The organism is Sphingobacterium sp. JUb56, from assembly GCF_014191365.1.
GTDB lineage: Bacteria > Bacteroidota > Bacteroidia > Sphingobacteriales > Sphingobacteriaceae > Sphingobacterium > Sphingobacterium anhuiense.
Genome location: NZ_JACHWL010000001.1, coordinates 1,948,166 through 1,961,148 on the forward strand (window position 1 = coordinate 1,948,166; position 12,983 = coordinate 1,961,148).

The following is a 12,983-nucleotide window of genomic DNA, read 5'->3' on the forward strand; positions in this document are numbered from 1 at the left end:
GGGATCATAACGACAATATTTAATTAAAAATAGACACAATCATCACTGGTTTAAAAGGTAATTATTTGACAAGATTTAAAATAAATATCGATTTTTCAATCGATGCCATGCAGGTATAATTAAAATTTAACTACACTTAATATGCATCACGCGTCTCATCTATAATACAATAATAAAACTTTGTACGTACATATGCAAGGATAAATATTAGATTGTACATACATACTTATAAAAATTGGAAATTACAGCCTTTTATTCATACTGGATTAACAATGGAATGGGTTTTATTCCTTATCTTATTGTCCAAAACCGATTATAATGAAAAGATTCTTCTTTTGCTTACTATGTATACCTTTTTTTCTACATCAAACCTCTGGACAAATTGCTATTGATCGAAAAGCAGTAGTAGATAGACATCGGATTGTAACCAACAAACTTGATCTGTTGAGTCCAGCACAGGTTGGTAATGGTGAATTTGCTTTTGCAGTGGATATTACCGGTTTACAAACATTTGTACCATTTAACACTTTATCAAACTGGAGTTGGCACAGTAGTCCTTTACCACAAGGTATGAAGGAAAGTGACTTCAAAAAGACTACTCTCAAAACCAATGGCAAAGATGTTCCTTACGATCTTCCAAATCCAAAACAGGAACAACTATCCAACTGGCTTGCAGCAAATCCGCATCGTTTCAATTTAGGACGTATAGGTTTCAAACTAATTCGAAATGATGGTAAACTGGCAAATCAGAATGATATTTCACATCCCCATCAAGAAGTTGATCTCTGGACAGGAATCATTAGCAGCAGTTTTGTATTTGAAGGTGTACCAGTCCATGTTAAAACAGCTTGTCACCCCGATAGCGATGCAATTGGGGTATCGATTGAAAGTGCACTTATCGGGAAGGGGCAACTTGCCGTTTTCTTTGCATTTCCTTATGCCATAGAACAGGGATATGAGAATTACCTAGGTGTATATGATGGCGGTGATCAACATACCTCCACACTTCATAATTTAAAAAAAAATTCTGTACGTATAGACCGTACAATGAATAGCACACATTATAGCGCTTCCATTAAATGGGCGACTGATGCTCAGATGATAAAGACAAAACAAATGCATCGTTTTGAACTTATACCCAAAGATACAGCAAAACTTTCCTTCACTTGTTTCTATTCAAATCAAAATAACGATATTCAGATACCCATCACTTCAAACCTTTTTGATGAAAGTGAAAAATCATGGAAAGCATTCTGGAATTCTGGAGCTGCTATCGATCTATCTGAGAGCAAAGATCAGCGATGGAAAGAGTTGGAACGGAGAATTGTATTATCGCAATACCTGATGCGACTGAATGAGTCGGGCTCTTTACCTCCACAAGAAAGTGGTCTGGTCAATAATGGCTGGTTTGGTCGTTTCCATTTTGAAATGATTTGGTGGCATGGCGTACATTATGCGCTCTGGAACAGATGGGCATTGTGGGATAAAAGTCTTTCGACATATCAAAATTTTTTAAAAACATCAACAGAAAGGGCACTCAATCAAGGATATCAAGGAGTACGCTGGCCCAAGTGTACTGGTGATATCGATCGAGAATGGCCAGACTTAATTCATGCGACACTTGTATGGCAACAACCCCATCCCATTTATTTTGCCGAACTCGATTACCGATTGCATACGAACAAGGAAACATTAACGAAATGGAGAGATGTGGTATTTGCAACTGCAGATTTTATGGCAGATTATGCTTCGTATGACAAAACAAAAAATCAATTTGATTTAGGTCCTCCTCTATACTTAGTATCGGAAAATTCTGATCCATTAGTAACCAAAAACCCGACATTTGAATTAAGCTATTGGCGTACTGGACTACGCTTAGCACAACAGTGGCGCGAGCGACTTGGCATGCCAATAAATAAAAAATGGAAAAATGTACAGGATAAACTCGCCCCCCTACCTCAAAAAAATGGCTTATATGAAACTTATGAAAATATACCAGACATGTGGGAAAAATATAATTATGAACACCCTGGACTAATTGGTACTTATGGTATGCTTCCTGGAGATGGTGTAGATCCAGAAACGTTCAAACGCACACTTAAAAAAGTGTTGGAAACCTGGAACTTTGATCGCACATGGGGATGGGACTTTCCCATGCTAGCTATGGCTGCTGCTCGTTGTGGCTATCCGGAACTGGCGATCGATTTGCTACTTCACCCTAGTAATAATTTTCAATTTGACCAGCATGGTTTAGCCACAGGTGGTCCATTTCCCTATTTTCCATCAAATGGTGGATTACTAACTGCAATTGCCATGATGGCCGGTGGTTGGGATGGTTCATCCTCAAAAAATCCTGGATTCCCTAAGGATGGAAATTGGTCAATTCGTGCCGAAGGATTCAATCCTTTACCAGCACTAAAATAATAGCGAAATAAAAATCTCCAATCACTGTCGGCGGAAATCAAGAAAGCCAACAGTGAAGGAGATTTCCAAAATACAACAAAAGGAATTATACCAAGAATTCCTTCAGTTGTGCTATATCTGTTATGGTATAGTCTGCTGATGAAGCTGAGTGAAGCGGTTGTTCCTCCCAACCTTCTCCATTCAACCAAAGTGTTTGACAACCGTTCACTTTTCCCGGTTCCATATCTTTGGTATAGGAATCTCCAATCACCAGGCAGGCATTTGCAGGTATACCTAAAGCTGAAACACCTAAAGTATAGATTTCAGGGTTAGGCTTACGTACTCCAACTCGTGCAGATTCGACAACGGCCTCAAAATAATGCAGCAACTGATAATCATCTAAAACATGTTCCAGATTTCCATAAAAATTAGATACCATCACCATTTTATATTGTTTCGATAAAGTATCAAGTAATGGCCTAACGTGATCAAGGCAATCTTCTACTAGTTTATTGCAGGCATTAACAATTTGCAATCCGACACTATCTACCTGAGAGGTCATATTTAAATATTCAAATTGCGCTGTTATCTTAGCTAAAAGCACATCTTTAAAATTAAAAAGTGGCTTTATAATAGGATTTGTAGCCATTTTTCGTTCAGCATATACATATGCATCGTAGAAACCCGACCTATCGGTCGCTACTCCATAAAATTGATAATATTCCCAAAAAACAGCTGCCCAATGTCTTCCATTGGTATCCAATGTTCCGCCGTAATCAAATAATAATCCCTTTATACCTGTTATTTTTATCATCTTAATTTATAATCTTTGCGGACAATACTCATCCAAATCAACCCTATACCAATCCAAATAATTTCACGAATACGGGTTGCCAATCCCATAAATATACCTACCGATGCGGGGAAACCAATACTTGTGACTGCCATTGCCAATCCTCCTTCACGTGTACCCAATTGCATAGGTAGAAAAAAGATCAGGTTAGCGAAAAGCGAAGATCCTGAACTAACTATAAAAGCCTGAATCACACTCATATCGAGTCCCAGTGCTACTCCAATAAAATAAAGTTCGGCACAACCGACAACCCGAGCGAAAAATTCCCAAAAGAGTGCTACAAAAAATTGTGGTCTACGCTGTGTATATAAATCTTGGATCTGCTGATCAACATGTTCGAGTACTGTTTTTTTTTCTTCATAAAATGTACGAGCGTACTTACCTACAAATGGAATCTTTTGAAAAAAGCGTACGATAGTGACTGTAAATCCTCGTTTATAAATTTTTGAAAAGGACCAAAAAATACCGAGTCCAAAGAATAAAATAAATAAACAGACGATCAGCATGCTCGCACTTAAGGGCACTACTGCTAGAATCAAAAAGATGGAAACCAGCCAAAAAACAATATGCGATAAAATATGCACCATACCGTACAGCAACACCGAGGAGCTCGCTTTTGCTTCTCCCAAATGTGGTTTCAATTCCATGATCCGGTAAGGTTCGCCGCCTAAAGCGACAAAGGGTGTAACATAATTAATGCTGTAGCCACTTACTGTCAACTGTAGAATTTTGATAAAGGGCAGTTTCGTTTCAGGAACGTTCGGTTCTTCAATGATTGATTTAAAAGCAAAAGCATTCATTACATAGATCACCAACCAACTTAGCAATATGGGCACAAACCACCACCCGGTCTGCAACAGATTGTTCCAAATATTTACTGGACCAATACTGAAAATCATATAAGCAAGTGTAGCTATTCCAATGATCAAGAAAATAAGCTTATATATGTTTTTCATCATATTGATTTGTCGCTAATTGATCGATGAAATGAGCACTTACTTGCTCCTGTCTTTTACACATATAGATCAGTATCGGATTTAAAATAAACATGTCAAAAAAGAAATATAACCAGACCTGATCAATAAAGATCCATAGAAACAAAAACAGTACGCGTGTATTAAACTGTACGATATTGGTATACTTCATCAATGGACGGTTACGGATACGAAATGCGTTGACAAATGATGCTGGCATCTGGTCGGCATACTTGTTCTTAACCATCTGCAATAACTGTTGCAGTTTTGGTGAAAAATTCTCCTGCATGGTGGTATAATTCTTATAACCGTTCAGTACGAATTTTTGAAAGAAGTCTTTCTTCCAGCTCATTTTGTCCAACTCTGCCTGAAGCTCTTTCGAATTATCTAGTTCACTACCTGCTTTTCCCTTTATAAAATACAAATGGACATTGCGATAATAGTCAGCCATTGCTGATTGAAATACATGGGATACTCCAGCTAAAACACCTGGTACCCAAATCCAGGCAGACCAACCTTCATTCATACAGCGTAAACATAAAGCAATATGAATGGCCGCAAACCAGAAATCACCTGCAAATCCATCTAAAATTCTTCCAAACCGACTTTTATTGTCAGTCATCCTGGCCAACTGTCCATCTGCACTGTCTAAAGAATTGGCAAATACCAATAATAGCATGCCGATGATATTGATCCATAAATCACCGTAATAAAACAGAATCCCGGCTCCTACACCAAAAAATATACTGGTGATCGTCACGGCATTGGGTGTCACTCCTATTCGGGCACAAAACTTAGCGATACGGTAACCTATGGGCCTGTAGAACCAAATATCGATTCGCTCTTCTGTGTCATTCGATTTGAGTGACTGTTCAAATAATGTATGTTCTGATTTAGACATAATTCCGATCATCTTTATCTTCTTCATTAAAGATCATCCGATCTATAAATTCAGAAAATTTTCCAAAAATATGAGTGGCTATTGCTTCTGCGGCCTGCTCTCTGCAAGGCGCAAAGCTTGGCCAATCGTTTAAATCTATAATATGAAAACTTCCATCAGCTTGGACGATAGCATCTCCACCATAGATAGTGACTCCCAAAACTTCAGCTGCTCGTTCCGCTGCCTGTTTCAAAGCCTCATTATCAAAAGGGTAATGTGCTGTTGCACCGTTTATTTGCTCATAAGCGGCATATTTATGATGATTTAGATCATAAGGATGAAACCAATAGAAAAAATCGGTTCCAGAGACTGCATAAAACTTTACCAAATCGCCAAATAAATGTTGCGATACGACAGCGTCATCAATACCACGCAAAGCATATTCTGCCAATATATTATTTGCTTCGTCCTTAGTGCTTACAAAACTGACATCTTCCTTATGAACGGCATGAAAATCGCCTCTTTTTATCCATATACCCGGTAAGCCATAATGATCAAACAGGTCTCCTATATCATCGTGGGTATTAACAACTACACTCGCTGGATAAGGCACATCATTTTCTAACAGTTTTTCGGTCATAATAGTCCGATAGCAGCTCTGGATTCCAAATGATGAGTTGATAATCAAAACGCCATTACGCTCCAGCTCTTGCAAATAACGCACTAATGCTTTGGATCTTCCCATTGTGATAATGGGTTCTTTTTGATAACCTTTCAGAGAAAGAAAATCATCTTCTGTTACCTGGGTGATATTGACACCTTCTTTTTCCAGTAATCCGATTACTGCTTGAAAAATTGCTGTATCATTATTAACATGATTTGGCGAGAAATCATTTTTCCTTAGTATTGCGTATACTCTCATGATTGGCTCTTTTGCTCCATTAAAAAATATTCAGCCGTCTCCCTGTCATGTAGATGATCCACATCAATAATTTTGGCAAAAGGATACGCTTTGATCATAAATCCTTTATCGATAAGGAATCGCTGATAATTTCGCATGCGCTGATTGCCTGCTGCTAAGGATTCAACAGCAGCCTGCATGGCCTTCTTTCGTAAACAATAAATACCACCCGATACGAATGCTGCCTGCGGATATTTGTTATCTGAAAAACAAACAATTCTATTATCGCTATTTACGGTCACATATAAAGGGCTTTCGTCATCAACAAAAGGAGTAACAGCAAATAATCCGTCCATATCTCCCTGTTGAAATGCCTCTACATATTGGCCAAAGGTATCCGGTTCAAACACCGTGTCTGTTGTTGTAAGACAGCAGGAATCCCAATGGGGAAATGCTTCTTGCAGAGCAACAAAACTATGTAAGGAACTCACGGTATCTTTGATCAACAAATGAATAGGAATTTTAAATTCATGTTTGACCAAAAACTTATGTAATTCTTTATTCTTTCCGTTGATAATAATGAAAACAGATCTGGCCCCCTGCGCTGCAAAAATATTGATCAGTCTCTCGATCATCGGAACACCTAACAAAGGCAACAAAGGCTTTGCTTTTTTAAATCCTTCCTTCTTTAATCGCTGCCCTTCACCGGCAGCTATAATTGCGTACTCCATCTTAATTGATAAAACCCTTAAAGTATTTAAAAATACTTCAAGGGTGTTGTAAATTGTATAATGCGTTACATGCTATCCACTAGCTCTTGATAGTAATCCAGACCTAAGTGTGTAATCAGATCTTCCCCCATCATATGGCGCAACGTGTTTTGCAACTTGATGAGCTGTTTAAAAATATCGTGCTCTGGAGGTAATCCAGGAGCAGTCTGTGGAGATTTTAAATAGAACGATAACCACTCTTGGATACCGAACATACCTGCACGCTGTGCCAGATCTATAAATAACGCTAGATCTAATGCGACAGGCGCAGCCAGAATAGAATCACGGCATAAAAAGTTAATTTTTATCTGCATTTTGTATCCCATCCAGCCAAAAATGTCAATATTATCCCAGCTTTCTTTATTATCGCCATGTGGCGGGTAATAGTTGATACGTACTTTATGATATAGATTACCGTACAACTCTGGGTTTTTCTTAGCATCCAAAATCTCTTCAAGCACACTTAGCTTGGAGACTTCTTTTGTTTTGAAATTTTCCGGATCGTCTAATACAAGTCCATCTCTATTTCCTAAAATATTGGTTGAGAACCAGCCTTCAACTCCTAATGCGCGAGCCTGTAAACCGGGAGCAACAATTGTTTTCATCAAAGTCTGACCTGTTTTAAAATCTTTTCCCGCTATTGCTACTTGCATCAACTGTGCTAGCTCCACAATGGCAGGAACGTCACAACTTAAATTTGGTGCGCCATTAACATAAGGTGCGCCCTGCTTTAAAGCTGCATATGCATAAATCATACTAGGTGGAATACGCAGATCATTTTGATCCAAAGCATCTTCAAAATTTTTCAGACTATCAAAAATAGCATTTCCTTCAATATATTTTTCAGTTGAGCCACACCAAAGTACTACGATACGGTCACAGTTATTTTCTTTTTTAAAGTTCTGGATATCTGCTTGTACAGCATCGGCCAAAGCTCTTCGTGTAAGTCCCTCTTTAATATGCTGTCCATCGAGATTCTTAACAAAATTACGATCAAAAACAGCCTTCATAGGTTTAATTTGCTCCAACTCCGCCCGTACTTGCTCCAATTGATAAGGTTCTAAAACACGTGCTTTTGAAGCTGCTTCAAAGACATTATCGGCATATACATCCCATCCTCCAAACACAATATCTTCTAATTTTGCCAAGGGTACGAAGTCCTTAATCAAAGGATTTCGATCTTCTGTACGTTTTCCTAAACGAATGCGGCTCAATTGTGATACTGAACCTATGGGTTTTGAATACCCCTTATTGATACCTGCGACACCTGCGATCAATGTGGTGGCTACTGCACCCAAGCCCGGAATTAATATTCCCAGCTTACCTTTTGCTTCATTCACTTGTTGTTTCATTTTGTTGTATTTAAGTGATATTTAAAATTAATGGATTAGAATTCTCGTTATTATTGATTTTCTGGTCTTAAGCTACCAGAGTACATCGTTAAACACTTATTACTTGATTTTGTTGTGTTTAAATAAAATTTAATTATCTTTTCACTGTTAAAAATGTCCTAAGCGCTAGGGCTCAAGACACTCGTTAAACAGATATAATAGACTTACCACGTACTATTCTTTTAATGTCTACCCCCTCCTAAGGCACGGTATAAATTGACTTCGCTATAGAGCCTTTGACTCTTAATAGCTGCATTATCGAGTTCGGCCTGCAACTTACTTTGCTGCGCTGCTATCACCTCTAAATACGTTGCCATATCATTCTTAAAGAGAATATCGGCATTTCGAATCATCTCCTGATTGCGGGCAACCAGGCCGCGTGATATTTCTTCCTGCTCTTTTAAAGATGCCATACTGGCTAGAATATTGGATACTTCACCTACTGCCTGTAATACACTTTCTTTAAACTGAATTTCCGCCTGTGCACTTGCTATTTTGGCCTGATTGAAAGCTGTCTTTAGCTGTCGACCTTGTACTATTGGTTGCGTCAGTGAACCCGTTAAGGCTCCAAATAACGAACCTGGGATATTGAACCAATCACTTGCTTTAAAAGCATTTAATCCTCCTTGTGCTGTAATATTTAAACTCGGGTACATGCTTACTTTAGAAACATGCACCTGTGCGAATGACTTTTGGACTTCCAGTTCTGCAGTTCTTACATCCGGACGTAAAGCCAGCATCATAGCAGGAACACCTGTTGCGAGATGATCTTTTGCCTTTAAAGTGACTAAAGAAGTTTTTCTTTCTATATGACCCGGCATGCGACCTGCCAATGCCTGCAAAGCATTTTCCTGAATGATAATCTGCTCGTCCAATACCGGAATAGATTTTAACACAAGATCTCGGTTACCTTCTTGTTGCTGCACTGCTAAAAGTGTCGTGAGTCCCAGAGCATGCTGTACCCGCGTCATCTGTAAAATATTGTCGATTAAACCCAAATTTTTCAAGCTGATATCTTTTTGCAAATCAAGCATCAGCAGGTTATAATATCCCTGTGCGATGGTGCTAACCAAGCGTGTTTGAATTGTCTTACTGGCTTCCTGAGTCTGTAAATAACTGGACAGCGCCACCTCTTTACGTCCCTTGATCTTACCCCATATATCTGCCTCCCAAGAAATATTTACTGCAGTTGTGTAATCCTCCATGTATTTTTTTCCCATAAATTGACCAGCCATCATACCATTCATACTATTATCAGATGGTCTGGTTACTGTTCCCGTTCCTGCTGATAATCCAATCTGTGGTAAATAACCCCATTTTGCCTGTTTCATAGATTCGGTTGCGATATCAATCTGTTTAATAGCCACCTGTAGATTATTGTTGTTCATAAGCGCGGTATCGATAAGATCTAATAAAATCTGATCACTAAAGAACTCTTTATATGACAGTGATGCAATGGAACTGTCATCACTTTCAATGACTCGATTATCCTGCGTAAATGTTGCAGGTACTGCTACTGGGTTAGGAACATATTTCACAGACTTACAGGCAGCCGTTACCATTAAGGTGAGACAAAGACAAGTCATATTTATTTTATTCATATTTATGTTAATGCTTAACATTTGATTTACTTTTAATGTGAAACTTCTGTTTCTTCATACTCCCAATCGCTTTCTTCCGCAGGCTTTCCACTCATACGTTCCTGCAGGTACTGAAACACGACGAACAAGACCGGTGTTAAAAACACCCCGAATACAGTTCCTGCAAGCATACCAAATACTGCAGCATAACCGATGGAATGATTCCCGATCGCCGAAGGCCCTACTGCAAACAGCAACGGCAACAAACCTGCTATAAACGCAAGTGATGTCATCAAAATCGGCCTAAGTCTTGCCTTTGCACCTTCAACAGCGGCGGCTACGATACTCTTTCCTGCGCGTCTGCGCTGAATAGCAAACTCAATAATCAAAATAGAATTTTTGGCCAAAAGTCCGATCAACATAACCAAAGCAACCTGTACATAGATGTTGTTGGATAGACCTGCAAAACCAATTCCTACAAATACGCCCAACAGACCACAGGGAATGCTGATCAAAACTGCCCATGGCAGAATATAACTTTCATATTGAGCTGATAACAAGAAGTATATAAAAACAATACATAATCCAAAAATAGCAGCAGTCTGGCCACTGGATGATTTTTCTTCACGGCTCATTCCTTTCCAATCATGCGCAAAACCATTGGGTAAAAAAGTAGCACTAACTTCATCTATAGCTTGCATCGCCTGACCAGTACTATACCCAGGTTTTGGCATCGCGGTAATGTTAATGGCATTAAATAAATTAAAATGCTCTACTGTTTCTGGACCAGATACAGGTTTTAATTGTACTAAACTGTTAATCGGTACCATCTGGCCCAATTGATTTTTAAGCATAATTCCATCTAAAGAGGAAGGATCTGACCTAAACTCAGGAGATGCCTGGATGACAACACGGTAATACTTTCCAAAACGATTGAAATCGGATGCTTGCATACTTCCGTAATATCCTTGCATCAAGGTCATTAAATCGGAGACATTCACGTGAAGCTGTTTGGCCTTCATTTCGTCAACAACCATTTCATACTGTGGATAGGATGCATTAAATGTGGTAAAGGCAAATGCGATCTCAGGTCGTTGCATCAATGCGCCCATATATCCATTGGCCGTTTCACTGAATTTACTTAAACTGCCAGCGGTCTTATCTTGTAAAACAACTTCTAATCCTGAAGTATTACCAAAACCCGATACAGTCGGCATACCCAATACAAAGAAGTTTGCACTTTGATTTCCTTGTAACTGTCCTTGAAGAGCAACTAAAATTTGATTGATATCTTTAACTTCTCCCCTTTCTTTGAGTGGTTTCAAGCGGATCATCAGTACCCCTGCAGAAGATGAAGTACTAAAACTCATCATATTTAAACCCGAAATACTGATCACCGATTCTACAGAAGGATGTTTCTGAATTTCTAATTCTGCATCGATTATGGCTTTAGTTGTCCGATCTAAAGATGCACCTGGTGGCGTATTGACCATGGCCATTAAAAAACTCTGATCCTCATCGGGTATAAAACCTGTCGGTGTGGTACGGAACATCCATACAAACAATACCAATAGCACTGCCAGTCCTGAGAATGCCACAGTTTTACGTTTTATTAAGAAAAGGACAGATTTACCGTAACGAAATGTCAGTTTATTAAAAGCTGCATTAAATCCTGCGAAAAAACGTTCTTTAAAATTTGTTTTCTTCTCCTCATGATGCCCATCGTGTGATTTTAATAATAACGCACATAATGCAGGACTTAAGGTTAGTGCATTAACTGCTGAGATCAGAATTGCCATTGCCAAGGTCAAAGCAAATTGTTGATAAAACACACCTGTAGGGCCTTCCATAAAAGCAACGGGTATAAATACTGCCGACATCACAAGCGTAATGGATATAATAGCGCCTGTGATCTCACTCATTGCAGACATTGTCGCCGCTTTTGCATTTAACTTTTTCTTCTCCATTTTAGCATGTACTGCTTCTACGACAACGATGGCATCATCGACAACGATCCCAATTGCAAGTACGAGTGCAAAAAGGGTCAGTAGATTGATCGAAAATCCAAACAGTTGCATAAAGAAAAATGTACCAACAATAGAAACCGGAACTGCAATCGCTGGAATTAATGTCGATCTAAAATCCTGTAAAAAGATAAATACAACAATAAAAACGAGTACAAAAGCTTCTAGCAAGGTGGTGATAACTTGAGCAACAGACTGATCTAAAGATTCCTTAGAAGAGTACGGTGTAGTATATTTAATACCTGCAGGAAATGACTTTGAAAGCTCCTGTAAACGTTCCTGCATCTCTATCTCTACTGCATTGGCATTTGAACCAGCTGTCTGATAGAGAGCAATCATAATCGCTGGTTTCTTATTATAAGCTGTGGCAACCGTATTGGTGTAGGAGCCAAACTCAACATTAGCCACATCCTGCAGACGCAACACGGAACCATCAGCATTTGCCCTTATGATGATATTTTCATAATCGACTGCTTCAGCCAGCTTTCCTTTATATCGGATTACATATTCTACAGCTTCCTTGGTACTCTCTCCAAATCTTCCTGGAGCAGCTTCAATATTCTGAGTCTGGATCGCAGCAGACACTTCTTGCGGCGTAATATCATAGGAAGCCATCTGAGCTGGATTGAGCCAAACACGCATCGAGTAATCTTTGTTACCGAATACCTGTGCATCACCGACTCCTGTAATACGCTTTAGCTCTGGAACAATATTGATCTTAGCATAATTCTCTATAAAAAGTTCGTCTGATTTATTATCATCGGAATATAGCGTAACCATGGCCACCATACTATTCTGTCTTTTTAGTGTGCTTACACCGATCTGATTAACCTCTGCAGGTAACATACTGGTTGCTTGCGATACTCGGTTCTGCACGTTTACTGCGGCCTGATCCGGATCTGTTCCTAATTTAAAAACAACAGTAATCATCAAACTACCGTCATTACTGGATGTAGAAGTAAGAAAGTCCATATTTTCTACACCATTGATGGCATTTTCTAATGGCGGTGCTACTGCCTTAGCAATTACTTCGGCAGAGGCACCTGGGTAAGTCGCCATGACGGTCACACTTGGTGGGGCGATTTCAGGAAATTTGGTAATGGGTAAACCGAGCATAGCCACGACCCCCAGAATAACCAGCAATATGGATATAACTGTAGCCAATACTGGCCTTTTAATTATTTTTTTTAACATAATGACTAAGGAT

At 39.0% G+C, this 12,983-nt stretch carries 9 protein-coding genes; 1 reads left to right on the forward strand and 8 read right to left on the reverse strand.

The genetic code is table 11. From position 1 onward, the window contains the following. Positions 1 to 318 precede the first annotated feature (318 nt). Positions 319 to 2,424, forward strand: a complete 2,106-nt coding sequence (locus tag FHR29_RS08165; protein ID WP_183913695.1) for a hypothetical protein — start codon at positions 319 to 321, stop codon at positions 2,422 to 2,424. Positions 2,425 to 2,509: 85 nt separating this feature from the next. Here FHR29_RS08165 and FHR29_RS08170 read toward each other — a convergent pair whose 3' ends face one another. The 8 genes from FHR29_RS08170 to FHR29_RS08205 form a co-directional block, all read right to left on the reverse strand. After that, positions 2,510 to 3,217 carry an HAD family hydrolase gene (locus FHR29_RS08170; RefSeq protein ID WP_183913696.1) on the reverse strand — a complete coding sequence of 236 codons (708 nt, stop codon included), beginning with the start codon at positions 3,215 to 3,217 and terminating at the stop codon, positions 2,510 to 2,512. Further along, positions 3,214 to 4,215, reverse strand: coding sequence for a lysylphosphatidylglycerol synthase transmembrane domain-containing protein (locus FHR29_RS08175; protein WP_132840349.1), 1,002 nt, complete (start codon positions 4,213 to 4,215; stop codon positions 3,214 to 3,216). The genes FHR29_RS08170 and FHR29_RS08175 overlap by 4 nt, the downstream gene beginning before the upstream one ends. Beyond that, positions 4,196 to 5,158, reverse strand: coding sequence for a CDP-alcohol phosphatidyltransferase family protein (locus FHR29_RS08180; protein ID WP_207898405.1), 963 nt, complete (start codon positions 5,156 to 5,158; stop codon positions 4,196 to 4,198). Before FHR29_RS08180 ends, FHR29_RS08175 begins: the two co-directional genes overlap by 20 nt. Next, a complete protein-coding gene (locus FHR29_RS08185) occupies positions 5,124 to 6,032 on the reverse strand; it encodes a hypothetical protein (protein WP_132840352.1) in 909 nt (302 codons plus the stop codon). The genes FHR29_RS08180 and FHR29_RS08185 overlap by 35 nt, the downstream gene beginning before the upstream one ends. Beyond that, positions 6,029 to 6,742, reverse strand: coding sequence for an NDP-sugar synthase (locus FHR29_RS08190; protein ID WP_132840354.1), 714 nt, complete (start codon positions 6,740 to 6,742; stop codon positions 6,029 to 6,031). Before FHR29_RS08190 ends, FHR29_RS08185 begins: the two co-directional genes overlap by 4 nt. 65 nt (positions 6,743 to 6,807) lie before the next feature. Beyond that, complete coding sequence (locus tag FHR29_RS08195; protein WP_132767664.1) at positions 6,808 to 8,133, reverse strand: inositol-3-phosphate synthase; 1,326 nt, start codon at positions 8,131 to 8,133, stop codon at positions 6,808 to 6,810. Positions 8,134 to 8,354: 221 nt separating this feature from the next. Next, positions 8,355 to 9,773, reverse strand: coding sequence for an efflux transporter outer membrane subunit (locus FHR29_RS08200; RefSeq protein WP_183913698.1), 1,419 nt, complete (start codon positions 9,771 to 9,773; stop codon positions 8,355 to 8,357). Between the two features lie 32 nt (positions 9,774 to 9,805). Next, the gene (locus FHR29_RS08205; RefSeq protein WP_183913700.1) at positions 9,806 to 12,970 is read right to left on the reverse strand and encodes an efflux RND transporter permease subunit; all 3,165 of its coding nucleotides are present in this window, start codon (positions 12,968 to 12,970) and stop codon (positions 9,806 to 9,808) included. Positions 12,971 to 12,983 lie beyond the last annotated feature (13 nt).

What these genes read in the sequence shown, in the direction of transcription:
- FHR29_RS08200 (WP_183913698.1), bottom strand. Translation starts at nt 9,773, where the DNA reads ATGAATAAAATAAATATGACTTGTCTTTGTCTCACCTTAATGGTAACG.
- FHR29_RS08195 (WP_132767664.1), bottom strand. Translation starts at nt 8,133, where the DNA reads ATGAAACAACAAGTGAATGAAGCAAAAGGTAAGCTGGGAATATTAATT.
- FHR29_RS08175 (WP_132840349.1), bottom strand. Translation starts at nt 4,215, where the DNA reads ATGATGAAAAACATATATAAGCTTATTTTCTTGATCATTGGAATAGCT.
- FHR29_RS08205 (WP_183913700.1), bottom strand. Translation starts at nt 12,970, where the DNA reads ATGTTAAAAAAAATAATTAAAAGGCCAGTATTGGCTACAGTTATATCC.
- FHR29_RS08190 (WP_132840354.1), bottom strand. Translation starts at nt 6,742, where the DNA reads ATGGAGTACGCAATTATAGCTGCCGGTGAAGGGCAGCGATTAAAGAAG.
- FHR29_RS08170 (WP_183913696.1), bottom strand. Translation starts at nt 3,217, where the DNA reads ATGATAAAAATAACAGGTATAAAGGGATTATTATTTGATTACGGCGGA.
- FHR29_RS08165 (WP_183913695.1), top strand. Translation starts at nt 319, where the DNA reads ATGAAAAGATTCTTCTTTTGCTTACTATGTATACCTTTTTTTCTACAT.
- FHR29_RS08180 (WP_207898405.1), bottom strand. Translation starts at nt 5,158, where the DNA reads ATGAAGAAGATAAAGATGATCGGAATTATGTCTAAATCAGAACATACA.
- FHR29_RS08185 (WP_132840352.1), bottom strand. Translation starts at nt 6,032, where the DNA reads ATGAGAGTATACGCAATACTAAGGAAAAATGATTTCTCGCCAAATCAT.